At 69.8% G+C, this 23,309-nt stretch carries 26 protein-coding genes; 15 read left to right on the forward strand and 11 right to left on the reverse strand.

Annotated elements, in window-relative coordinates:
- Positions 1–34 precede the first annotated feature (34 nt).
- Positions 35–1,039, forward strand: a complete 1,005-nt coding sequence (locus tag BA895_RS04550) for a Gfo/Idh/MocA family protein (RefSeq protein ID WP_070190692.1) — start codon at positions 35–37, stop codon at positions 1,037–1,039.
- Positions 1,040–1,163: 124 nt separating this feature from the next.
- Positions 1,164–1,574, forward strand: coding sequence for a nitroreductase family deazaflavin-dependent oxidoreductase (locus BA895_RS04555; protein WP_070190693.1), 411 nt, complete (start codon positions 1,164–1,166; stop codon positions 1,572–1,574).
- A gap of 114 nt (positions 1,575–1,688) precedes the next feature.
- Here BA895_RS04555 and BA895_RS04560 read toward each other — a convergent pair whose 3' ends face one another.
- Entirely contained in the window at positions 1,689–1,868 is a 180-nt protein-coding gene (locus tag BA895_RS04560; protein WP_070190694.1) for a hypothetical protein, read from the reverse strand.
- 76 nt (positions 1,869–1,944) lie between these two features.
- The gene (locus BA895_RS04565) at positions 1,945–2,361 is read right to left on the reverse strand and encodes an NUDIX domain-containing protein (RefSeq protein ID WP_070190750.1); all 417 of its coding nucleotides are present in this window, start codon (positions 2,359–2,361) and stop codon (positions 1,945–1,947) included.
- Positions 2,362–2,487: 126 nt separating this feature from the next.
- Between BA895_RS04565 and BA895_RS04570 the strand changes: the two genes are divergently transcribed.
- Complete coding sequence (locus BA895_RS04570) at positions 2,488–3,270, forward strand: aminoglycoside adenylyltransferase domain-containing protein (RefSeq protein ID WP_083282967.1); 783 nt, start codon at positions 2,488–2,490, stop codon at positions 3,268–3,270.
- A 47-nt stretch (positions 3,271–3,317) separates the two neighbouring features.
- Here BA895_RS04570 and BA895_RS04575 read toward each other — a convergent pair whose 3' ends face one another.
- Both BA895_RS04575 and BA895_RS04580 read right to left on the reverse strand, forming a co-directional pair.
- Positions 3,318–4,169 carry a hypothetical protein gene (locus BA895_RS04575; protein WP_083282968.1) on the reverse strand — a complete coding sequence of 284 codons (852 nt, stop codon included), beginning with the start codon at positions 4,167–4,169 and terminating at the stop codon, positions 3,318–3,320.
- Positions 4,170–4,281: 112 nt separating this feature from the next.
- Positions 4,282–5,037: a sulfite exporter TauE/SafE family protein gene (locus BA895_RS04580; RefSeq protein WP_070190695.1), complete on the reverse strand. Its 756-nt coding sequence runs from the start codon at positions 5,035–5,037 to the stop codon at positions 4,282–4,284.
- Positions 5,038–5,143: 106 nt separating this feature from the next.
- Between BA895_RS04580 and BA895_RS04585 the strand changes: the two genes are divergently transcribed.
- The 8 genes from BA895_RS04585 to BA895_RS04620 all read left to right on the forward strand — a co-directional run bounded on the left by BA895_RS04585 (position 5,144) and on the right by BA895_RS04620 (position 12,851).
- A complete protein-coding gene (locus BA895_RS04585) occupies positions 5,144–6,511 on the forward strand; it encodes an aminopeptidase C (RefSeq protein ID WP_083282969.1) in 1,368 nt (455 codons plus the stop codon).
- Positions 6,512–6,595: 84 nt separating this feature from the next.
- Entirely contained in the window at positions 6,596–7,069 is a 474-nt protein-coding gene (locus BA895_RS04590) for a hypothetical protein (RefSeq protein ID WP_070190696.1), read from the forward strand.
- A 125-nt stretch (positions 7,070–7,194) separates the two neighbouring features.
- Positions 7,195–8,574, forward strand: a complete 1,380-nt coding sequence (locus BA895_RS04595) for an NAD(P)/FAD-dependent oxidoreductase (RefSeq protein WP_070190697.1) — start codon at positions 7,195–7,197, stop codon at positions 8,572–8,574.
- Between the two features lie 20 nt (positions 8,575–8,594).
- Positions 8,595–9,452 (forward strand): HAD family hydrolase, encoded by an 858-nt coding sequence (locus tag BA895_RS04600; RefSeq protein ID WP_070190698.1) that lies wholly within the window; start codon positions 8,595–8,597, stop codon positions 9,450–9,452.
- Positions 9,453–9,484: 32 nt separating this feature from the next.
- The gene (locus tag BA895_RS23850) at positions 9,485–10,453 is read left to right on the forward strand and encodes a hypothetical protein (protein ID WP_070190699.1); all 969 of its coding nucleotides are present in this window, start codon (positions 9,485–9,487) and stop codon (positions 10,451–10,453) included.
- Between the two features lie 103 nt (positions 10,454–10,556).
- Positions 10,557–11,000, forward strand: a complete 444-nt coding sequence (locus BA895_RS04610; protein WP_070190700.1) for a YciI family protein — start codon at positions 10,557–10,559, stop codon at positions 10,998–11,000.
- Between the two features lie 33 nt (positions 11,001–11,033).
- On the forward strand, positions 11,034–12,323 hold the full coding sequence (locus tag BA895_RS04615) for an RNA polymerase sigma factor (protein ID WP_371327689.1): 1,290 nt from the start codon (positions 11,034–11,036) through the stop codon (positions 12,321–12,323).
- A 144-nt stretch (positions 12,324–12,467) separates the two neighbouring features.
- Complete coding sequence (locus tag BA895_RS04620) at positions 12,468–12,851, forward strand: hypothetical protein (protein WP_070190701.1); 384 nt, start codon at positions 12,468–12,470, stop codon at positions 12,849–12,851.
- 59 nt (positions 12,852–12,910) lie between these two features.
- On the opposite strand, the gene BA895_RS23410 is transcribed toward BA895_RS04620, so the two are convergent.
- Complete coding sequence (locus BA895_RS23410) at positions 12,911–13,498, reverse strand: hypothetical protein (protein WP_070190702.1); 588 nt, start codon at positions 13,496–13,498, stop codon at positions 12,911–12,913.
- A gap of 113 nt (positions 13,499–13,611) precedes the next feature.
- On the opposite strand from BA895_RS23410, the gene BA895_RS04630 reads away from it, so the two are divergent.
- The 3 genes from BA895_RS04630 to BA895_RS04640 all read left to right on the forward strand — a co-directional run bounded on the left by BA895_RS04630 (position 13,612) and on the right by BA895_RS04640 (position 16,592).
- Positions 13,612–14,463, forward strand: coding sequence for a uracil-DNA glycosylase family protein (locus BA895_RS04630; protein ID WP_254666317.1), 852 nt, complete (start codon positions 13,612–13,614; stop codon positions 14,461–14,463).
- A complete protein-coding gene (locus BA895_RS04635; protein WP_070190703.1) occupies positions 14,442–15,824 on the forward strand; it encodes an amidohydrolase family protein in 1,383 nt (460 codons plus the stop codon). Before BA895_RS04630 ends, BA895_RS04635 begins: the two co-directional genes overlap by 22 nt.
- A 153-nt stretch (positions 15,825–15,977) precedes the next feature.
- Positions 15,978–16,592: a hypothetical protein gene (locus tag BA895_RS04640; protein WP_070190704.1), complete on the forward strand. Its 615-nt coding sequence runs from the start codon at positions 15,978–15,980 to the stop codon at positions 16,590–16,592.
- On the opposite strand, the gene BA895_RS04645 is transcribed toward BA895_RS04640, so the two are convergent.
- The 6 genes from BA895_RS04645 to BA895_RS04670 form a co-directional block, all read right to left on the reverse strand.
- Positions 16,555–17,649 carry a TerC family protein gene (locus BA895_RS04645; protein ID WP_083282972.1) on the reverse strand — a complete coding sequence of 365 codons (1,095 nt, stop codon included), beginning with the start codon at positions 17,647–17,649 and terminating at the stop codon, positions 16,555–16,557. The genes BA895_RS04640 and BA895_RS04645 overlap by 38 nt on opposite strands.
- Positions 17,650–17,836: 187 nt before the next feature.
- On the reverse strand, positions 17,837–18,538 hold the full coding sequence (locus tag BA895_RS04650; RefSeq protein WP_070190705.1) for an NADPH-dependent F420 reductase: 702 nt from the start codon (positions 18,536–18,538) through the stop codon (positions 17,837–17,839).
- Positions 18,539–18,600: 62 nt separating this feature from the next.
- Positions 18,601–19,977 carry a HAMP domain-containing sensor histidine kinase gene (locus tag BA895_RS04655; RefSeq protein WP_070190706.1) on the reverse strand — a complete coding sequence of 459 codons (1,377 nt, stop codon included), beginning with the start codon at positions 19,975–19,977 and terminating at the stop codon, positions 18,601–18,603.
- A complete protein-coding gene (locus BA895_RS04660) occupies positions 19,974–20,720 on the reverse strand; it encodes a response regulator transcription factor (protein ID WP_254666318.1) in 747 nt (248 codons plus the stop codon). Before BA895_RS04660 ends, BA895_RS04655 begins: the two co-directional genes overlap by 4 nt.
- A 51-nt stretch (positions 20,721–20,771) precedes the next feature.
- Positions 20,772–21,281: a DedA family protein gene (locus tag BA895_RS04665; RefSeq protein ID WP_070190708.1), complete on the reverse strand. Its 510-nt coding sequence runs from the start codon at positions 21,279–21,281 to the stop codon at positions 20,772–20,774.
- A gap of 65 nt (positions 21,282–21,346) precedes the next feature.
- A complete protein-coding gene (locus BA895_RS04670) occupies positions 21,347–21,910 on the reverse strand; it encodes a cysteine hydrolase family protein (RefSeq protein WP_070190709.1) in 564 nt (187 codons plus the stop codon).
- 474 nt (positions 21,911–22,384) lie between these two features.
- Between BA895_RS04670 and BA895_RS04675 the strand changes: the two genes are divergently transcribed.
- Positions 22,385–23,221, forward strand: a complete 837-nt coding sequence (locus BA895_RS04675; protein ID WP_070190710.1) for an RNA methyltransferase — start codon at positions 22,385–22,387, stop codon at positions 23,219–23,221.
- The last annotated feature ends 88 nt before the right edge of the window (positions 23,222–23,309 follow it).

The following is a 23,309-nucleotide window of genomic DNA, read 5'->3' on the forward strand; positions in this document are numbered from 1 at the left end:
TCACCGACGCTGAGCTTCACGAAGGAGTGACCTCATGACCTTGCGCATCGGCATGATCGGCCCCGGCGGGATGGGCCAGGCGCACATCGCCCGCATCCACTCGGTCATCGCCGGGGGCCGTGTCGTCGCGGTCTCCGACGTCGACCAGATGCGGGCCACGGAGGTCGCTGCGCGCATCGACGCGACCGTCCACCCCGACTCGGCCGGGCTGATCAACGCCGCCGACGTGGATGCCGTGATCATCGGCAGCTACGGCCCCGCGCACGAGGTCGACGTGCTCGAATGCATCGCGGCCGGCAAGCCGGTGCTCTGCGAGAAGCCTCTCACTCCCACGGCGGCCGCAGCGCTGCGGATCATGGCGGCTGAGCAGGTGAGCGGGCGCCGACTCGTCACCGTCGGGTTCATGCGGCGGTTCGACCGCAGCTACCGTGAGATGAAGGCCCTGCTCGACTCGGGTGACCTGGGCGAGACGCTCATGGTGCACTGCGCCCACCGCAACCCGACCGTGCCGGCGAACTACACCTGGGACATGGCCATCAACGACACTGCGATCCATGAGATCGACACGATGCGATGGCTGCTCGGGGAGGAGTTCGTCACGGCCCGCGTCGACAAGCCGAAGAAGACCTCGCTGCGGTCAGAGCATCTGCAGGACCCGCTCGTGCTTGTGCTCGAGACCGAGTCCGGCGTGCGGGTCGACGACGAGATCTTCGTCAACTGTCAGTTCGGCTACGACATCCGCTGCGAGGTAGTGGCCGAGAGGGGCACGGTGAGCCTGGCCGACCAGAACGCGGTCGTGGTGCGTGACGGTGCGGGGCATCGCAACTCCATCGCCCGCGACCACAACGACCGCTTCCGGGGAGCGTTCGTGACGGAGGTGCAGGAGTGGATCACCGCGGTCACCGAAGGCAAGCACACCGGCTCGACCTCGTGGGACGGCTACGCCGCGGCGAGTGTCTGCGACGCCGGCGTCAAGGCCCTGACCGACAGCGGTGTGGTGCCGGTCGAGATGATCGCGAAACCCGTCTTCTACGCCTGAGCCGGCGTCAGGCCGACGAGGTCGGGGAGTGCTTTCGGCATCTGGCGCCGGTGAACCTCCCCAACCTCCACCGATCTCGACAGAGCTGGACGTGACTCCCGAAGGCCGCCGCTACGCTGGTCGGATGAGCGACTGGAACGACAAGATCATCGAGGAGTTTCGGGCCAACGGCGGCAAGGTGGGTGGCGACTTCGAGGGTGCTCCGCTGTTGCTGCTGCACAGCACCGGCGCCAAGTCCGGGCAGGTGCGCGTCAGCCCGATGATGTACCGACAGGTCGACGGCCGATGGGCCGTTTTCGCCTCCAACGATGGCATGGACCTCAACCCGGCTTGGTACCACAACCTCAAGGCCAACCCCGAGGCCGCGATCGAGGTCGGCAGCGACACCGTTGAGGTGACGGCACGGGAGCTGACCCTCGAGGAACGCGATCCGGTGTGGCAGCAACAGAAGGAGCAGTACTCCGGCTTCGCCGACTACGAGCAGAAGACCGACCGCGTCATCCCCGTGGTGCTGTTGACCCCACGACAAGCCTGAGCAGCCAGGCCGACCCAGCTCGAGCCGCGGGTACACCGAGCCTGGGTGCCAGGTCGAGCACCGCGGCATCCCCGGGGTCGACCAAGCTGACCGCGTTCTGCACCTGGAGGCGGGTCAGCCTTCGAGCGCTCCGGCCCAACGCCAGTCGCCTTCGGGCCCGAGGTACTCGACGCGGTTGACCCCCTCAGGGGTCTCCTCCTCGTCGCGAGCCCACGCCAGAGCGTCGGCATGGGAGGCATGGTCTGCCTCGGCCACGACGTCGCCCATACCGTCGAGAAAGCGGTATCGGGTCATGCCCGTGATCGTAGACCGACCTGCCCCAGCACGGTCGCGCTGCGCAAGCGCTTCCGACGCGAGACCCTCGAACTTCTCATTCCGGTGGGTGGATGAGCATGTTTTGCAGCATCTGTCGGTGCTGCGGGTGCGCCCAGGGCAGCCCAGCCAGCTCGTCGGCGCCCAGCCACGCGATGCGGTCGTGTTCCTCCCTGAGCACATTGCTGGGCCGACCTCGCCACGCCGTGACCCGCCAGGTGCTCAGGTGTAGCTCGTCGCTGGGCGCACCGGCGGTGAGTTGCAGTCGGCAGGTGGGCACCTCGTCGCAGGCGAGGACGTCGATGCCGAGCTCCTCGCGCAGCTCGCGTCGAAGAGCCTCGGTCTCGAGCTCGCCCGACTCAACGTGCCCTCCGGGCAGAGCCCAGGTGCTGGGGTAGGCGCGACGCTCTGCACTGCGCAGCGTGAGGAGCACCTGGCCTTGCGAGATGAGAATTCCAGCGACCACGGTGTGCACCAGAAGAGCAAAGCAGGAGACCCTGACATCACCCACGACCCTGACATCGCCCACGGCTTCTGACCTACAGGCGCGTTGACGGTAAAGGGCTGTGCGTCGAGTGCCAGCTGCGAAACACTGACGCTTGTGGAGGCGACGATCCAGACGCTTCAAGCGCTGATCACGCGGGAGGCACCGGGCTCACCGGTGGGCACCTACGTGACCGGCTCCTCCTGCGATGGCGGGTTGCGGCCCGCCAGCGACCTCGACATCCTGCTCATCACTCGCGTGTCGCTCCAGGCGAGCGAGCGTCGCATCCTGGTCGACCACCTCCTGGGCCACTCGGGGAGGCGTGCCACGAAACAACCCGGCCGGCCGGTCGAGCTGACCTCCCTCGTGCTCGGCGACGTCAAGCCCTGGCGCTACCCGGCCATGCGTGACTTCCTCTACGGCGAGTGGCGCCGAGCCGACTACGAGGCCGGTCACCTGCCTTGCCGCGAGGCCGATCCCAACCTGCCCGTCATCCTGACGGTCGCCCGCGAGCACTCGTCAGTGCTGATGGGTCCGCCGTTGGCGGAGCTCACCGACCTCGTGCCGCGGGAGCATCTGACGCAGTCGATGTTCGACGTACTGCCGAGCCTGCTCGATGACCTCGTCGGCGACGAACGCAACGTCCTCCTGACGCTCGCTCGCATCCTCTACACGCTTCGCACCGGCGTCATCGCACCGAAGGATGTCGCCGCAGCCGATGTGCGTTCGACCCTGGCACCGGCCCACGCACAGCTCCTGGACTTTGCTGCGCAGGCCTATCGGGGCGAGCTGCACGACGACTGGACCGAGCTCGGCAGCGAAGCGTCTGCCGTGGCCTCGGCCCTGACCGACCGCATCACCGCACTCCGGCCGCGCAGGGTCGAGGGGGCCGAGCACTGACGCCGACGGGCTACGTATCGCCGTCGACCGGCCGCGCATGGCGTGGCTCAGCCTCGGGTGCTGATCCAGCCGGGCAGGATGCCGCTCGCCAGCGCCGTCTGCCGCAGCGGCGTGGCCAGCTCGAGCACCCGACGCGTGCCGTCGAGGCCGAGGTGGCGCCACCCCTCGAGTGCGAGCCGGTCGGTCTGTCGTTCCAGGTCGCGTCGGAAGGTCATGCCCTGTTCGGTCAGGGCGCCATCGGCGACGAGGCCGCGCACGTTCAGTCGTTCGGTGCCGGCGTCCCAGTCCTCGTCGGTCCAGCCTCGAGTCTCACGCAGGAAGGGGGTGTTGCCGGCGAACAGCCCTCCGAGCACGAGCGACTCGACTGGGTCGAGCCCGGCGCGCAGCAGCACGGCGACGTGCCCGTCGCCGCGGTGCTCACGGATGAGCGTCGTCGCGTGCCACAGCGCGAGGCGTGGTTCGCCCGGCCACGTAAGACCGGCGTGAGCGGCATACAGGGGTCGGCCGTGGGAGGTGAGCCCACCGCAGACGGTGCGCACCAGCGCGAGCAGCTCGGTCAGGTCGGTGTCGCCGATGACGCGCTGGAGCACGGTGCTCATGGCGTCGCGGCGGGCCTGCTGAACCTGCTCCGGCGAGGCCACCTCCCAGGCCGCGGGCAGGGCCTTGCGGTGCAGCCACGGAGCGAAGACGTAGAAGGTCGCGATCGGCACCTCGGGCCCCACCGCTCCGTAAGCCGCCGAGCGGGCCACGAAGTAGCTGAGGCGCGGGCGCAGACCCAGCGCTACGTAGGCGTCGCGCACGTCGTCGGCGAAATAGCCGAGCACGTGCACCGACTCGAGGGCGCCCCAGGCCTTCCGGGAGGCTTTGGTCAGCTCGAGGTCGTCGTCGGTGTCGGTCACGCTTCGCACCCTACGCGGGCTCACCGCCCCTCACCCTCCGCGGTTCGAGGTGTTCCGCGGCGCCCTACCGCGGTGGAACACCTCGAACCGCGGAGAAGGCAGGGGGCAGGGCTCAGCGCACGACGAGGGCCACGGCCGACAGCACGGTGGCCACGAGCACCGCCTGCTCGAACCGGGCCTGGGTCAGCCGGCGCACCAGGTGCAGCCCGGCCCACGCACCGACCAGCACGACTGGTGCCAGCACGACAGTGCGGTGCAGGGTGTCGCCGCCGAGCAGCCCCAGCCCGGCGCTGAACGGCACCTTGCAGAGGTTCACCCCGAAGAAGAAGAGGGCTCCGGTGCCGAGGAAGCGTCGCTTCTCCACGCCCTGCGCAACGAGATAGAGCGTCATCACCGGGCCGGCCGCGTTGGCCGTCATCGTGGCGAAGCCGGATGCCGCTCCCGTGGCCATCGCGGCCCCACGCGACGATGCGACGGCGCCGAGGGAAGGGCTGCGGAACCGCAGCGCGATCTGCAGGCCCGCCATGACGAGCAGCAGCGCCCCGATCGACCGACGCAGCACTGCGTCGTCGACGAGGGCGAGAAACGCGGCGCCCAGAACGAGCCCGGGCAATACCGAGGGCAGCAGCCGACGGAGCAGGGTGAGGTCGGCGTCTCGGCGGTAGTGCCACACGGCGACCACGTCACCCACGATGAGCAGCAGCAGGATGGCCCCGGTCGACTCGCGGGTCGGCAGCACGCTGGCGAAGATGGCGACGGCGAGGCTGCCCAGGCCGCCGATGGCGGTCTTGGCGAAGCCGATGCACAGGGCGGCGATGCCGAGCAGCAGCCAGGCCAGCCACTCCGGCGGGGCCGCGGTCGAGGTCATGAAACCCGAGGGTAGGCCGCGCGAACGCAACGCGTGGTGTTCGGTCGCGAGCTGCGGGCCTACAGTGAATGAGCCGTATCGATGCCCGACCGAGGAGCGCCTGCTGATGCCCAACGAACGACCAACCGGCCCGTCGGCCGATCGCCTGCACGACCTGCCTCACGACCTCACCGAGCGTTTCACGAAAACCTTCGACGCCGACCCGACCGCCCGGCTGCTGCAGAACGCCGTGACTGTCACCCCCGTCGACGAGGTGGCGCTCGACCGGCGGGTCGTGACGAGCATCGACCACTCCATGTCGCACCTGCTCGACGACTGGGCCGTCACCTCGCAGGAGAAGAGCGGTCGCTGCTGGCTGTTCGCCGGCACCAACCTGCTGCGGGTCGGGGCGGCCAAGAAGCTGGGCGTGAAGGACTTCGAGTTCTCGCAGAACCACCTGCTCTTCTGGGACAAGCTCGAGAAGGCCAACCACTGGCTCGAGTCGATCATCGCCACCGCCGACCGCGACGTCGACGACCGCACCGTCGCCCACCTGTTGTCGACGCCCGCTGAAGACGGCGGTCAGTGGAACATGTTCGTGGCCCTGGTGGTCAAGCACGGGCTCGTGCCCAAGACCGCCATGCCCGAGACCAAGAGCTCGAGCAACACCAGGGCGATGAACCGCGACATCGCGACGATCCTGAGGCAGGCCGCCCGTGACCTGCGGGCGAGTGCAGCGAACGGCGCCGCCGACGATGAGCTGCAGAGCGCCAAGGAGCAGGTGCTCGCCAGCATCCACCGACTTCTCTGCATCCACCTCGGTACGCCGCCCCAGTCGTTCGTTTGGCAGTGGAAGGACAAGGACAACGGGTTTCACCGCTCCGGTGAGATGACCCCGCGTGAGTTCGCCGACGCCTACGTGACAGTGCCGCTCACCGACTACGTCTGCCTCGTCAACGACCCGAGGCCGACCAGTCCCTTCGGCCGCACGTATACCGTCGAGCACCTGGGCAACGTCGTCGGCGCCCCGCCGGTGGCCTACCTCAACGTGCAGACCGACCTGATGAAGAAGCTGGCGGCGGCCGCCATCGTCGGCGGAGAAGCCGTGTGGTTCGGGTGCGACACCGACCAGATGTCGAACTCGGAGCTCGGCCTGTGGGATGCCGCCCTCTTCGACCGCGCCGCCGTCTACGCCACGACGCCCGACCTGGCCAAGGCCGATCGGCTCACCCACCACGAGTCGATGATGACCCACGCGATGCTCTTCACAGGGGTCGACCTGCAGGGCGATCTTCCGCGTCGCTGGCGCGTCGAGAACAGCTGGGGCGCCGAGAAGGGTGACAAGGGCTTCATGACGATGAACGACAACTGGTTCGGCGAGCACGTGTTCGAGATCGCCGTGCGCAGAGACGCCCTTCCCGCAGATCTGCAGGCGGTTCTCGCCGACGAGCCGGTCGTGCTGCCGGCGTGGGACCCGATGGGCGCGCTGGCCTGACCATTCGCAAAGTTTGCCAAACAATGGGAAAAGGCATGACCAAAGGCTCTACAAGCAGGGCGCTGTCTGTCATAGCGTCGAGTCATGAAGCTGTGGACATGGCAGACACCCGAGGTGGCCGACACGCTGTCACGCGGCGAGGTCCATCGAGCCCAGTGGCACCGCATCGATCGGGCGGGGCAGGGGGCCTATCGCGCGATGGCGAACGAGATGGCCTCGGCCGGTATCGATGTCGGGCCCATCCCTCCCGTGTGGCTCTGGTGCGACGAACCTGACCCCGATACCGTGGCCGACCGTTCCTACCAGGTTGCGCGAGAGGGAGAGCCGGAGCGGGGTCTGGTCGTGCTGACGGTCGAAGCGCCCGATTCGCTGGTGCTGCTCAGCTCGTACTCAGCGTGGATCGAGCGCCTCGCCGACCCCTCCTCGCGCCGACCCTTCGACCCGGTGCCCGACCTCGGCCCCACCGACCTGCAGGGCTGCCTTCCGTACCTCCACCCCGACTGGGTGCGCAGCTCGCGCCCGCTGCCGACGGACGACCTCGCGCTGGCCGACCGATGATCGTCACCAGCGGCTGAGCCCACCCGGGGCGGGTGTCGTTGGAACCGTGCTTCGGTCGACACCGCGTCAGTGACCGGTAAGCAACCCGGGCTTCCGTTCGAGCCCTGGTCGGGTAAAGGTGGGGCATGAGCACCGACAACCAGACCTTCGACGTCATCGTGATCGGGCTCGGGCCCGGTGGGGAGGATGTGGCCGCGCGGCTGGCGCAAGCCGGGCTCTCCGTGCTGGGGGTCGAGAGTCGACTCGTCGGCGGCGAGTGCCCGTACTGGGGCTGCGTCCCGTCCAAGATGATGATCCGCGCAGCCGACTCGCTGGCCGAGGCTCGTCGGGTGCCGTCCCTCTCGGGCAGCGTGGGCGACGTCGTCCCCGACTGGTCGATCGTGGCCCGCCGCGTCCGCGACGAGGCCACCGACGACTGGAACGACCAGGTGGCGGTCGACCGCCTCGTCGCAGCGGGAGCCACCTTCGTGCGGGGCACCGGCAAGATCGCCGGGCCGGGCCGGGTGGACATCGACGGCACGGCCTATGGGGCGCAGCGGGCGATCGTCGTCAACACCGGCACCACCCCCGCGATCCCACCCATCGACGGACTGTCGAGCGTGCCCTACTGGACCAACCACGAGCTCATCGAGGCCACGGCGCTGCCGGGGTCGGTCGTGCTGCTCGGTGGCGGTGCTATCGGTAGCGAGCTCTCGCAGGTGATGGCCCGGTTCGGTGTCGACGTCACGGTCGTGGAAGCGGCCCCTCGCCTGGTTGCGGCGGAGGAGCCCGAGGCGGGCGACATTCTCAAGGGCGTCTTCGAGGCCGACGGGATCACCGTTCACGTCGGCCTCGGAGCCGAACACGTGGAGGCCGACGGCGACGGGGTGGCCGTCACCCTGGCCGACGGCACGGTGGTGCGCGCCGAACGGCTCGTGGTCGCGACAGGTCGCCGGGCCGACCCGGCGGCCGTCGGGCTCGACACGGTGGGCGTGGCCAAGGACGCCCGGCTGGCGCCCGTCGACGACCGGTGTCGCGTGACCGGAGGCACCGACGGCATCTGGGCCATCGGAGACATCACCGGCAAGGGTGCGTTCACCCACATCTCCATGTACCAGGCCGCCATCGTCGCGCGCGACATCCTCGGGCAGCAGGGCCCGGCCGCCGACTACGACGCGCTTCCCCGGGTGACGTTCACCGACCCCGAGGTGGGCGCAGTCGGTCTCACCGAGAAGCAGGCTCGCGAGCGCTACGACAACGTGCAGGTCGGCCTCACCCCGCTCGCCGAGACGACCCGCGGCTGGATCCACGCCCAGGGCAACGAGGGCTTCATCAAGGTCGTCGCCGACGCCGATCGAGGCGTGCTGGTCGGAGCGACGACGACGGGCCCGTCTGGTGGCGAGATGATGGGCGCCCTGGCCGTGGCGATCCACGCGAAGGTGCCGATCAGCACCCTCACCTCGATGATCTACGCCTACCCGACCTTCCATCGGGGTATCGAGGACGCGCTCCACCGCCTCGCCTGACGGCCGGATAGCGTTGGGCCATGCCCAAGCAACTGCTGGCCCTCGACCTCGACGGCACCACCGTCAACCACATGGGTGAGCTCTCACCCCGCGTTCGCGACGGGGTGCGGTCGCTTCCAGACAGCGTGGAGGTCGTCATCGCCACCGGACGCTCGATCCTGGCGACGACACCCCTGCTCGAGCTGCTCGGGCTCGAGCGGGGCTACGCGGTCGTCTCGAACGGCGCCGCCACCCTGGCTCTCGACCCCGATGCGCCCAACGGTTACACCATCATCGACCAGGTGACCTTCGACCCACGGCCCGTGCTCGAGAAGATGCGCGTGGCCCTGCCCGACGCCCTCGTCGCGGTCGAGGAGCTGGGGGTCGGCTTCAAGGTCTCCCAGCACTTCCCCGACGGCGAGCTCATGGGTGAGTCGCGCGAGGTCAGCTGGGACGAGCTCGTCGCGAACCCGGTCACCCGGGTGACCCTGCGCCAGCCCGAGGTCAGCGCCGAGGAGTTCATGGGCATGGTCGAGCGCGCCGGGCTGCACGGTATGTCGTACGCCGTGGGGTGGTCGGCCTGGCTCGACATCAACCCCGAAGGAGTGTCGAAGGGTTCGGCCCTCGAGCTGGTGCGTCGCCGCGTCGGGGTCGAACCGATGCACACGGTCGCCTGCGGCGACCAGCGCAACGACCTCGAGATGCTCTACTGGGCCGCCTGGGGCGTGGCGATGGGCAACGCTCCCGATGAGGTCAAGGCGATCGCCGACGAGGTGACCGGTGACGTCGACGACGATGGGCTCGCCCCCATCCTCGAAGGGCTCGGCGAAGCGGCCCGGGCCGGCAGGGTCTTCCGCTACGGGGTTCAGTCGCAGGCCACCGCGAGGCTCGAGGCCTGACCCGGGCGGGTCTGAGGAACGGGGGAGCCCAGATGCCGATCGTCTTCATCCACGGTGTCGCGGTGCGCGACGACGATCCCGTGCTCGCCCGGCGGTTGCAACCGCTCGGCGAGGTGCCCTGGACGACCATCGAGAGTCACCTGCGACAGCACGTGGCACCGGTGATCTCCGACGACCCAGAGGGTGTGCCGGTCATGCGGATCTACTGGGGCGACCTTGGCGCTCGGTTCGCTTGGGGCGGAGGGTCACTCGTCTCTCGGCCCAGCAACCCGGAAGGGCTCGAACGGGTCGCCGATGCCGCTGAGGAAGTGGCCGACGCAGCCGCCACGGTCACTCCCACGGCCGTCGCGGATGCCGGAAGGCCGACGCTGCGCGAACGCCGGGTTCGGGGTGTGCGTGGCGCGGTCACCGCGATCCGGCGCCCGCTCGAGGACTTCGTGCCGGTGTTCATCGGCGACGTCATGACCTACATCGCGAGCCGGGGCGATGCCGAAGCCCCCGGTCCGATCATCCAGCGGGTGCTCGGCGGGCTCGAGGTGGCTGCGTTCGCGGCCGAGAGCCGGGGCGAGCCGCTCGTGGTGCTCACCCACAGCATGGGAGGTCAGATCGTCTACGACCTGGTCACGCACTTCCTGCCGCGGCTGCCAGAGCACCGCGCCCTGCGCATCGACTACTGGGCCGCGGCCGCCTCGCAGGTCGGCTTCTTCGAAGAGCTCGGGCTCTTCCTCGAGAGCAGGCCCGACCGCGGCCAGGGCCCGGCTGCACTGACCCCACTGCCTTCTCGGGAGTTTCTGGGTGGCTGGTGGAACGTGTGGGACCACGCCGACCTGCTCAGCTTCCGGGCGGCGGGGATCTTCGAGGGCGTCGACGACTCGCCCTTCTTCGCTGCCGGCAGCCTGACCACCGACCACAACAAGTACCTCTCGGCGCCCGAGTTCTACCGTCAGTTCGCCGACCGGCTGCACGCGAGTCTCGGCCGACACGAGGGGCGGACGACGTAGAGAGGATTCTTGCTGAGCTGGTGTCGAAACGGCGGGCGGCCGTTCGACGTGTCAGTGAGCAAGGGAATCATCCAGCCGCCCCACCCGTCCAGAGGAGACCACCATGCGCTTCATGATCATCGTCCCGGCCACCCACGACTCCGAGGGCGGCGTGATGCCCACCGAGGCGCAGCTCGCCGACATGACGGCCTACAACGAGGAGATGCTGCGAGCCGGCGTGCTCGTCGCTGGAGAGGGGCTGCACCCGAGCTCGCGCGGGGCCCGGGTGACGTACACGGCCGACGGTGAGGTCGTCGTGACCGACGGCCCGTTCGCCGAGGCCAAAGAGCTCATCGCCGGGTTCACCATGATCGAGGTGAGCTCGAAGCAGGAGGCCATCGAGTGGCTTCGTAAGTGGCCGCGCACCTGCGTGAACGACCCCGAGTTCACTCTCGAGCTGCGACAGGTCTTTGCCGCCGACGACTTCGGCGACGAGTTCACCCCCGAGCTGCGGGAGCGCGAGGCGAAGATGCGTGAAGCTGCGGACCGCACCGCCGCCCAGGGCTGAGCGAGCGTGGCGCCGGCGGCGGACGAGAGCGGGGTGACACCCGAGCGGGTCACCCGCACGATCGAGGCGGTCTGGCGCATGGAGGCCGCCAAGATCACGGCCGTCGTCGCGCGCCTCGTCGGTGATGTCGGGCTGGCGGAGGACCTGGCCCAGGATGCCGTCGTACAGGCCATCGAGCAGTGGCCGCGTGACGGCATCCCCGACCGGCCGGGCGCTTGGCTCACCGCCACCGCTCGACGGCGCGCCATCGACCGCATCCGACGTGACGTCAACCTGGCGGCCAAGCTCGAGCTCGTCGGGCACGCGGAGGAGCTGCGCGTGGCCGACCTGGCTGAGGGCGATCTCGACGCCGTGCTGGAGGACATCGACGACGACGTGCTGGGACTGATCTTCGCGGCCTGCCACCCGAGCTTGACCGCGCAGGCCCGGATCTGCTTGACACTGCGCATGATCGGTGGCCTGACCACCCGCGAGATCGCCCGGGCCTTTCTTAGCCAGGAGTCGACCATCGGGCAACGGATCTCGCGGGCGAAGAAGAGCCTGTCGGCCGACGGTGTCACCATCGAGGTGCCGTCGGGGGCCGAGCTGGCGCCGCGTCTGGCCTCGGTGCTCGAGGTGGTCTACCTGGTGTTCAACGAGGGGTACGCCGCCACCTCGGGCCGCGACTGGGTGCGGGGAGACCTGATGGAAGAGGCGATCCGGCTCGGTCGGGTGCTGGCGGCGCTCGTGCCGCGCGAACCCGAGGTGCACGGGCTGCTCGCCCTGATGGAGATCCAGGCATCGCGCACGCGCGCGAGGGTCGACCGCGACGGCGAGCCCGTACTGCTGCTCGAGCAGGACCGCACGCGGTGGGACTGGTCGCTGGTCCGCCATGCGCTGACCGCCCTGGCGCGCGGCGCCGAGCTGTGCGGCATCCCGCCCGGTGGGGGAGCACCGGCGGGGTCGGTGGGTCCGTACCTGCTTCAGGCCGAGATCGCGGCGTGCCACGCCCGAGCCCGAACGGCCGAGGCCACCGACTGGGTGCGCATCGTCGGTCTCTACGGGGTGCTCGGGTCGATGCGACCGTCGCCGGTCATCGAGCTCAACAAGGCGGTGGCGCTGTCGTACGCCAGCGGGCCCGCGGCCGCTCTGGAGGTCGTCGACCAGCTACGCGGCTCTCCGGCGCTCGCCGACTACCACCTGCTGCCCAGCGTGCGCGGCGACCTGCTGGCGCGGCTCGGCCGCAACGACGAAGCGCGCGAAGAGTTCGCGCGCGCGGCCGCCATGACCCAGAACGAGGCTGAGCGGAACCTGTTGCTGCGCCGCGCGGCGAACCCGACCTGAGCGGTCTCAGGCCAGAGCGCGTCGACGCGCAGCTGCGTCGCGTGAACCACGGTCCCTGACCAGCGCCGGGCCTCCCCGTCAGGCCGTGACGGAACCGCCCGGGAGACCTCCTGCAGAAGGCACGCAGACGCCTACGATGCTGGCATGAGCATCAACGTCCCCCTCGCCGAGCTCGCGCAGGCCGTCAAGAACCACCCCTCGGCGTACCTGCTCACCGTCAGCGACGGGGAGCGCGTGCATGCCGTCGCCGTCGACGCGGTGGTCGAGGGAAACCGGCTCCGCGTGCCCCAGCTGGGGCGACGCTCGTTGACCAACAGCGAGCAACAGTCATCGGTGACGCTGCTGTGGCCACCGGCCCTGACCGGCGGCTACACCTTGATCGTCGACGGCACCGCAGAGCGCTCGGGTGACGGGGTGCTGGTGAGTCCGGTGCGTGCCGTGCTGCACCGTGCGGCGGCTGGGTCTGGTGAGCCGGTCACTGAGGGCGACGCGTGCGGCTCCGACTGCGTGGAGCTGCCCACGCAGTGAGGGCCCTCACGGCTCCCGGTCAGGGAAGAGCTCTCCCGACCGGCCAGGCCCGTGGTGATCTACGGCTGCGCTGCCAGTCGATGAGCGATGTCGACGGCCAGCCCGATCTGGTGGTCAAGGGCCGGCGCACTGCCCCACCATGAGACCGACTCCACGACCAGCCCCTCACCCGTGGTCGCGATCGACCACAGCTCGGCTGGACGCACGACACCGTCGCCGTGCTCGGCCGACGGCCAGCTCTCGATGCGGCGACGCAGCGCGGAGTCGAGGATCCCCGCGGGATCGGTGTACACGAATCGTGCTTCGTCATCACCGCCAGGCCCGCGTCGCGACGCCCCACCCGCCAGGCGCCCGAGCTTGTTCATCAGTCGTCCGAGGTCAGACTTCGGCCCGGGGCGCCGCACGTCGACGAAGGGGGCCACCGGACGGCTCTCCGACGGCCCGCGCCGCAACGCCGGGCACACCCACCGAACGAACGCCGCCGGGTCGCTCTCACCTGACGATGAGGTGCCGTCGTCGAGGTCGCAGTACCAGGCGAGATCAGAGTCGAGGGGCTCAAGCCGGCAGACATGGTCGTCAGCGCTCGTGACCACGAGTCGGCGCTTGGCCACGATGACCTCGACGAAGTCGAAGGGTGATGCCGTCACGCAGGGACTCTAGCCCGTCTGCTGACCCCTGGGCACCCCCCGCAGAAAGTGCGTGCCCTCGCGAGGTATCAGCACTATCCTCGAAAGGCCCTGCACTGACAAAGAAGTCGACCGTGGAGGCGTCCGTGGGTGTCGTGCACCAGAGTTGTCCCGGCTACGTGAGCGAGCCGTTTGCGACCCTTGTCGCGAACCGGCCCGACGACGACAGCTACCCGGCCGCTGACTTCCGCACCGAGTGGGGCCCGATCTTCCACCGGGGCCGACTCGACGGCACGGCCAGGGTGCTGGTGCTCGGTCAGGACCCGGCCACCCACGAGACGATCAGCCGCCGCATCCTCGTCGGCGAGGCCGGGCAGCGTCTCCAAGGGCTGCTCGCGAAGGTCGGCATCAGCGAGAGCTACGTCATGCTCAACGTCTACCTCTACAGCCTCTACGGCCAGGGGGGCGGCAACCGGCAGCTGAAGAACCAGCAGATTGCCGACTACCGCAACGCCTGGCTCGACGCCCTGCTGGTGAACACCGAGGTCACGGCCGTGGTGGCGCTGGGAGACCTTGCCACTTCGGCCTACACCTCGTGGTCGACGAGCCGGGCCCCCGCGGCGAGCGGCCTCCACCTGAGCTCGATACGGCATCCGACCTACGCCGAGGGCGCGGCTCGAGGTTCGGGCCGTCCGCTCGCCGAGACGACCGCCGATCAGCTCGCCAACTGGAACGACCACCTGCCGGCACTCGCCGCACACCTGACGCCCGAGATCGCCGTGGACCTGACCCCCTACGGAACTGCTTGGTCTGCAGGCGATCTCGCCCCAATACCCGAACGCGACCTGCCCCCCGGAACCCCCGCCTGGTGGCGTGACATCGCGTCCTGGGCCGTTCGGAGCGGCACCGACGCCCAACAGAAGCGGGCCACCATCACGGTGACCGTGCCCAAGGGAGCCAGAGCATGGCCACCGTTGAAGAAGTGAACGACGCCTTCGAGCAGGCCTACTCACGGGGCATCCCGGAGGAGCTGCCGGTTCCGACCCGACGCCCGCGAGCCCTGCCGCCGGCGCCGTTCGCCTTGCACGGCGCGGTCATCACACCCGAGGGCGCATGGTCGAGCGGGTACGTCGTCGTCGCCGACGGCGTCGTCTCGGCTCTCACGCGTCGCAGACCCACCTCGGTCACGGTGCACGAGACCGACGGGGTCATCCTCCCCGGCCTGCTCGACCTGCACGGCCACCCGGAGTTCAACGTCTTCGCCGCGTGGGAACCCCCGCAGCTGTACGCCAACCGCTACCGGTGGCGCGCCTCCGACCCGTACCACCTGCTCGTGCGCGACCCACAGAACACCCTGCTCGAGCTGGTGCCTCCACGCACCCAGACGCGTTACGCCGAGGTGCGGGCTCTCGTGGGTGGGGTGACCGGCATCCAGGGCGCGTCGGGGGCGAGCACGGCCACGATGGAGCCGCTCGTACGCAACGTCGACCTCTGGGCGTTCGGGGCGCACCGCGCCCGGGCGATGATCGACCTGCCGTCGGCGTCGTCACGCGACGTGCCGCGCCTGAAGAAGATCGTCACCGACATCGCCGCCGGCGACGTCACTGCGTTCTACCTCCACCTCTGCGAGGGCGTGCGGGGCGACAAGCGCAGTGCTGGCGAGTTCGAGCGGTTCCTCGCACTGAACGCCGCGACCTCGGCGACCAACATCATCCACGGCACCTCGCTCGGCGAGGCCGACCTGCATACGGTGGCCGAGGCCGGCTGCCGGCTGGTGTGGTCGCCACAGTCGAACCTGCGTCTCTACGGCGAGACCACCCTGGCCGGCGTGGCGCTCGACGCCGGCATGCCGGTCGCGCTCGGCGCCGACTGGCTGCCCTCCGGCTCGTCGAGCCTGCTGGCGGAGATGAAAGTGGCGCGGCGCGAGCTGGCGAAGCAGGGCCACGTGGTGGCCGCCGCCGACCTCGTCGCCATGGTCACGACGGTCGCGGCCCGGGTCGCCGGGCTCGACGGCCACGTCGGCTCGCTGGCGGTCGGGCGCCCGGCCGACCTCGTCGTGCTCGAGCGCCACCACGTCGACCCCTACGAGAACGTGTGCCTCGCCGACCCGTCGTGGGTCGAGCTGGTGAGCATCGGCGGCGATGTCACCTACGCGCGAGCAGACTGGTTCGCGGCGCTCTCGGGAGCCGCCGAGGGCACGACGATCGAGAACCTCATCGCCTGGGGCAAGCCGATGCGTCTCGACACGGGCTTCGCGTCACCGGCCGCTGCACCGACACCGTCACTGTCGTCGGTGCGAGGCCTGCTGACGAGTGCGTACCCGGCCATCGGGCCGATCTTCGCCTGACCCTGGTCTCGTCGCCGGCGGCATCGCGCTGTCGCAGGGCGACCCGAACAGGATCCGAACACGACGCACGTCGACTGCTCATATCGCCGAGGCAGAGTAGGTGGTGTGGCCCGCTACGGCCGCCCCTGAAGCTCGTCTCAGCCTGGAGGAAACATGTTGCACCGCTCGATCACCCGCAGCGTTCTCACCGCCGCCGTCATCGCCACCACCGCGTTCTCGGTCACGGCCTGTTCGAAGCCAGACGCCACGGCAGCAGGCAGCAGCCAGCAGCAGGGCGCCGGCAACGGCACGACCATCGACGCCGCCACCGCCGCCCTCGTGAGCAGCCCGTCGGTCGCCGACAAGGACACGGGCAAGAAGAAGGATGCCGCCCGCGACCGACTCGCCCGCGCTCTGCACGCCACCTGGGTGACCAAGAACAAGCAGGGCGTCGTGAACCACCAGGCGATCCGCGGTGAGGTGACGGCCGTCACGGCCACCAGCATCACCATGAAGGCGGCCGACGGCTTCTCGCAGACCTACACGGTGGGCGCCGGCACCGCGGTGCTCGTGCGCAACCTCAGTGCTACCGACAAGGCCGGCCGCAAGGCCACGGCGTCATCGATGAGCGCGGTCAAGGCCGGCGCCAGAGCGCTGGTCATCGGCGAAGGGGCGACCAGCCCGACGGCGAACCGCATCGTGTTCCTGACCGGTCAGCGCCCGGTCAAGGCGCCGAAGACGCCGAAGCCGGCTACGACGACGAACCCGGCTCCGAGCGCGACGAGCTGACGGCGGCGGCATCCGTCGGTTCGGCGTTCGTGGCCTGACCGTCGCCCTTCCCGACCCGTCGCGAGGCGGCCAGGCTGGTCAGGGTGACAGCCACAAGGATGCCGACGATGACGCCGAGCGAAGCCAAGGTGGGAATCTCTGGCACGGCCGGCCACACTCCGTGCGCCCAGTGGAGCACGAGCTTGACCCCGATGAACGCCAGGATCAGCGCGAGACCGTGGCCGAGGTGCACCAGTCGAGAGAGCGCGTTCTCGAGCACGAAGTACAGCGCCCGCAGACCGAGCAGGGCGAAGGCGTTGGTCGCGAAGACGAGATACGGGTCGCCGGTGATGCCGTAGACGGCCGGCACCGAGTCGATGGCGAAGACGATGTCGGTGCCGAGGATCGCGATCGCGACGACGGCGAGAGGGGTGAGCCACCGCTTGCCGTCGCGGGTGACGGTGAGCCGCGCGCCCTCGTAGTCGTCGGTCACCGGGTAGAACCGGCGCAGCAGGCGCACGCTGCGCAGGGTGCTGACGTCCATCGTGTGGCCGGTGGGGGAGAGCGCGTCACGACCCACCTTGACGGCGGTGGCCAGCAGGATGGCTCCGAAGAGCAGGAAGGTCCACGCGAAGGTCGCGATCAGCTGGGCGCCCACGGCGATGAAGATGCCCCGCAGCACCAGGGCGCCGGCCACCCCGATGAGCAGTACGCGCTGCCGCAGCTCGCGAGGCACAGCGAAGGCCGACAGCACGATGATGAAGACGAAGAGGTTGTCGACCGACAGCGCCTTCTCGACGAGGTACCCGGTGTAGTACTCGATGCCCTGTTGCGAGCCGTACCGGCTCCAGAGCCAGCCACCGAAGGCCAGCGGGACCGCGAGGTAGAACGCCGACCACGTCACGGCCTCGCGCAGGCTCGGGTCGTGGGGGCGGCGGGTGATCAGAAAGTCGACGACGAACAGGGCGAGGATGCCGCCGATGGTGGCTGACCAGAGGAGGGGAGTGCCGATCGAGGCTGCCGCCTCCGTGGTGGCATCAACGGAGGTCAGTGCAGCGTGCAGAACTGCGGTGGTCATGGGTCTCCTCAGACGAGATGTCTGAGGTCTCCTTCACCGGCGCTGGGCCGGCCCCGCACCGAGGCGGCCATCGGGCCACCGGACTGACCGGAACGAGTCTGGGAAGTACTCCCCTCGACGACAAGGGTAACCGCTCCAGGCTGACGGGCAAGCCCGCCAGGCCCCAGGCCGGCGGGCGTCGCCCGAGTCAGCCGGCCGAGGGCATGTCCCGGTAGCGCTTCGAAGAGGCAGCTGCGGCGGCGACAGTGCTGGTGTCGACCGACTTCGCACCCTTGGACCAGTCCTGCGGGTCGGCCGCGTACATGACCCCGTAGGCAGCGGTGTCGCGCTGCGTGCGCCAGCCCTGCGCGAGGGCGCCGAGGTCGACCGTGTCGTAGCCGATGGAGTTCAGCAGGCTCGTGACGGTCTGCTTGGCCGCCGCGTCGTCACCGGCGATGGCGAGCGCGCTGCGGGCGGGGTCGCCGGTCGGGCGCCCGAGAGCCGCCAGGTGCCCGAAGAAGATGTTGTTGAACGCCTTGACGACCCTCGACTCGGGGAGGTGGGCCTGCAGCAGCTCTGAGGTCGTGGTCGACTCGTCGTCGAGCTCAGCCACGTCGCCGTCACGCTGCGGGTAGTAGTTCATCGTGTCGATGACGATCTTCCCGGCCAGCTCGGCGACGGGCACGTCGCGATAGGCCTTGAGCGGGATCGTCACCACCACGACGTCACCGGCCAGGGCAGCCTCGGCTGCAGTGGCGGCGCGAGCCTGCGGGCCGAGCTGGTCGACGAGTTCGGTCAGCGTCTCGGGCCCGCGGCTGTTGCTCATCACCACGCCGTGCCCCGCGTCGATCGCCAGACGTGCGACGGTGCTACCGATGTTTCCGCTTCCGATGAAGGCCCACGTTGTCATGGGTTGGCCAACCACCAATGGGGTCAGGGTATTCCGTCGGGAAGCGTGGGTTCGGCCGAACCTCAGGCACGCAGGCGCACCGTGAACCGGGCCCCTCCCTCGGCCGCGTGCCCCGCCTCGACAGAGCCGCCGAGCAGGGCACCCAGCCGACCGACGATGGCCAGGCCCAGGCCGGTGCCCACCGGCCTGACGCCGCGGTAGCGCTCGTGGAGCACCGACGGCTCGAACGCCACCGACAGGTCGTCGTCGGTCAGCCCCGGGCCTGCGTCGCGAACCTCGATGACGGCCACGGGCCGCCCAGCCTGCTCCGACCGCACCTCGACGATGATCGGCTGCCCCTCCGGGGTGACCCGCAGGGCGTTCTCGAGCAGGCCGTCGACGAGCTGGCGCAGGCGGTTCGGGTCGGTCGCGACCCAGATCGGGCTTTGGGGCCGCACCAGTCGAAACCTCACTCCCACGTCGGAGCACCGTTTCGACCAGGCCGACTCGACCCCCTGCCCCAGGGCCACGAGGTCGGTGCGCTGGAACTCGATGCGCGGCTGGTCGGTGTCGAGCCGGGCCAGGTCGAGCAGGTCGGCCACGAGCCGCTCGAGGCGCCGAGCCTCCCCCAGCATGACCCCGCCCACCCGTGACGTCTCGTCGGCCGGCACGACGCCCTCGGCCAGGGACTCGGCGTAGCCACGGATGCCGGTGAGCGGCGTGCGCAGGTCGTGCGAGACCGAGAGGAGGAAGTCACGTTGCCGGCTCTCAGACCTTGACAGCGAGGTGGTCAGGGCGTTGAGCGCACTGGCGACCTCTGCCACCTCCTTGGGGCCGGTGACCGGCACCCGGAGGTCACGGCGGCCTTCGGCGAGACCGAGGGCTGCCTCGGCGGTCTGGCGAAGCGGTCGAACCAGCCGAGCCGCCATCAGGGCGCTGACGACCATCGCCACCAGCGCCGCGATCCCGAGGGCCAGCAGCATCCGCCGCACCAGACCATCAGAGGCAGCGGTCGCGTCAGACTGTCGCTGCACGAGCAGGATGCCGCCCGCCTGGGTGGGGCGACCCTCGATGAGCACGCTCGTGCCGGCGAGCTGCGCCTGGGCGGAGACTGGCCGCCCGTCGAGCAGCTCCTGTCGCCGGGCCGGGGTCAGGGCCTGCCGGGCGAGGGGGCTGGTCGACTTGACGCCCCCTCCGCGGCCGATGCTGGCCGACTCGACCCCGAGCGTGCCGAGGGTGCGCACTGCGCGAGTCTGGGACGCGACCGTGGCGGCGAGGTCGGCCCGTTCGGCGGCCCCGTCGGCGAGACGGGCGAGGGTCTGCTGGGCTGCCGCGTCGACCGAGGACCGAGTGAGGCCGATCACGAGGGCGCCTGCGAGCAGAGCCGTCACCACCGCGATCCCCACGGCCAGGGCCGTGATGCGGCCCGCCAGCGTGGTGCGTCTGCTGCCGGGTTTCACCCGCCGCGCCTCGCCGTCCCTGCAGACTCGCGCGGCGCCCGCTCCGCGGCATACCCGACGGATCGCACGGTGCGGATGGGGCTGGCGTCGCCGAGCTTGGCCCGCACCTGGGCGACGTGCACATCGACGGTGCGACCGCCGGCCGTCGAGGCGTAGCCCCACACCTCGCTGAGCAGCTGCTCTCGCGTGAAGACCACGCCTGGACGACGTAGGAGGTGGGCAAGCAGATCGAACTCGGTTGCCGTCAAAGCGACCTCGACGTCGTCGACGGCGACTGAGTGGTTCGTGAGGTCGACGACGAGCCGACCGGCCTTCAGCTGCTCTGTAGCGGTGGAGTCTCCGCGCACCCTCCTCAGCACGCCTCCCAGACGGGCGACCAGCTCACGAGGTGAGAACGGCTTCGTGACGTAGTCGTCGGCGCCCAGCTCGAGACCGAGGATGCGGTCGACCTCGTCATCTCGTGCGGTGACGAAAAGTATTGGGGTCCAGTCGTTCTCGGCACGCAGCCGACGGCACACCTCGATGCCGTCGATGCTCGGCAGGCCGATGTCGAGGATCAGGGCCGACGGCCGCAGGTCGCGGGTGGCGCGCAGCGCGGCAGCGCCGTCGCGCACCACCTCGACTCCGTACCCGGCCGCGCGAAGGTTGAGCCGCAGGAGGTCGGCGATCGCGGGCTCGTCCTCGACGACCAGTACGAGCCCACGCGGGGCGGGGGACTCGTCGGTCAGGCGTTGGGTGGCCACCATCGAACTCTAGTGAGCAGGCGGCACGCAACGGTCACGTCTGTGTCAGCATCACGTTCGGGGCGCTTGACCGCCCTCGGGATGGCGCTGCGCTCGTCGACGGCTGAGCAGCCAGGTCGCCAGCCCGACGAGAACCAGGGCCGCGATGGCGCCCAGGCCGTACCAGCTCCCCGCCTCGGCGGAGATCCACGCGGCAACGACACCGAGCCCGATCGTGGCGTAGAGCGCCGCCCACGTCATCGACCCGAGGATCGACGCGGGCAGGTAGTACGCGAGCGACATCCGCATGACGCCGGCCGTCAGGTGGATCGCCGTCTGGAGGCCGACGGTGAGGTACGACAGGGTCACGGCCACCGGGCCCAGCCGGCGCAGCAGGGCTTCGGCTCGCTGCTGCCGCTCGGCCTGCCCCTCGCGCTCGCCGCCTGCTGCAACGTGACGGCGTCGCCAGCCCGCCATCGCTCCGCGGCCGACCCAGTACGTCGCGTTCGAGCGCAGCATGACGATCGCGAAGAGTGCGAGAAACGCCTGCCAGAACGGTAGTTCGGCCAGCCTGTCGAGCATGCAGTCACTCTAGGCGGCTCGCCCAAGCATCAGATCGTCGTGTCACGAGACGATGCCGACGATGCCTACCGAGCGGCAGTGAAGTCGACGTCGGCGGTCGGCACGACATCGCCGCTGCGCCCCGGCGCCTCGGACCAGCTCCAGTAGAGGTTGGTGTGGGCGATGACCTGTTCGGGGCTGGCCCCGGCGCCGTACTCGCGGAGGTCTTCGGTCGTGTGGGCGTCAGAGACGAGGGTGGCGTCGTAACCCCGGGTGAGGGCCCCGTGCAACGTCGAGCGGATACAGGCGTCGGTCTGCGCGCCGGTGACAACAAGCCGACCCACGCGGTGCTCGGCGAGGAGCCCCTCGAGGTCGGTGCCCTCGAACGAGTCTCCGTAGTGCTTGTGGACCACTGGCTCGGACGCCGCACGTTCGAGCTCGGGAACGTTCTGCCACCCCGGGGAGTCAGCCGGCAGGTTGTCGTCGGAGTGCTGTACCCAGATCACCGGAACCCGCTCGGCCCTGGCCCGGTCGACCAGGCCGGAGATGTTGGCGATCACACCGGCGCGGTCGTGAACCTCGGCGACGACGTCGTTCTGCATGTCGACCACGAGCAGTGCCGTGCCGGGTCGGTCAGACAAGCTGGTCATGGTGGTGCTCCCGTCGACGACTGCGGCCCGGTTGGCCTCTTGGACCAGCAGGCTAGGACGAGGCACCGACAGAGCACCAGGCCGGTGACAGTGGCCTGGTCTCGCGGCGCAAGGGGTGCACCATCTCAACGCCGTCGCAAGGAAGGCGGAGGGAAGGGTTAGCGGGCGGGGACGAGGGCGGGGGGAGTGCCACTCGTCCCCCGCCCGATTGCGAACCGTTGGGGGACGGTACCGCTGACGTCGAGGGCCTTGGGGGAAGACCGGCGGGGGGGATCCGCACTACTTCGGCGTCTCCCCTATGGTGCAGTCTGGGTCGCGGGAAGTCCAACGACAATGTCCAATTTGACCAAGTTTTTACGTTACCCAGGAGTACCCGTTACCAAAGGGTCAAAAGGAACCAACGTTACGGCATCCAGGTTCAGTGTCGACGCCTTCACCGCGCGTGTCGCGGCGCCCTGTCATGCTGAGTCTGCCATGCCCGACCCGCTGATCACCTCCGCCGCCAACCCACGCCTCAAGGCCGTCATGGGTCTGCGCCGTCGACGCGTCCGAGAGCAGTCGGGTCAGACCCTCGTCGAGGGGTACGAGGAGATCGCTCTGGCGATCGCCGCCGGGGTGCGCCCGAGCGTCGTCTTCGTCTGTGCCGAGCTGTTCAGTCCCGCTGGACGAGCCGGCTCCCAGCACCTCGGTCACCAGTCCGACCTGCTCGATCGGCTGCGCGGCGATGGCGTCGAGCTGGTGGGCCTCAGTCGAGCCGCCTACGAGAAGGTGGCCTACCGGGAAGGGCCCGACGGGCTGCTCGCCGTCGTCGACCGGCTCGGTGGCGCCCTGGCCGACCTCTCGGTCGACCGGCCGCAGCACCTCACCCTGGTCAGCCAAGGCGTCGAGAAGCCGGGCAACCTCGGGGCCATGCTCCGCACGGCGGATGCCGCGGGGGTCGATGCTGTCGTGGCGGCCGACCCCGTCACCGACTGGGGCAACCCCAACGTCGTGCGGGCCAGCAAGGGAACGGTCTTTGCCGTTCCGGTGGCGGCCGCCTCGACGGTGGAGGTGCTCGAGTGGATCCGCCGATGCGAGATCCGGCTGGTCGTCACGACACCCGAGACCGACGTGCTGCACACCGACGTCGACTACACCGGCCGCGTCGCCGTCGCCGTCGGCAGCGAGAAGCACGGGGCAGACGGCTTGCTGCTGGGCGCCGCCACCCACCGTGTGCGTATCCCCATGCGTGGCAAGGCCAACAGCCTGAACGTCGCCGCGTCGGCCGCGATCGTTCTGTACGAGGCGGTTCGCCAGCGCGGCGGTCGCTGAGATCACCACAGATCTGGCCGGCGGCCGTCGCTGGACGGTGCGGCCGGCAGCCGGGGGGAGGGGTGGTCAAGACCACCGTTTCTCGTAT

The sequence above is a fragment of the Humibacillus sp. DSM 29435 genome, assembly GCF_001758225.1.
Classification (GTDB): Bacteria; Actinomycetota; Actinomycetes; order Actinomycetales; family Dermatophilaceae; genus DSM-29435.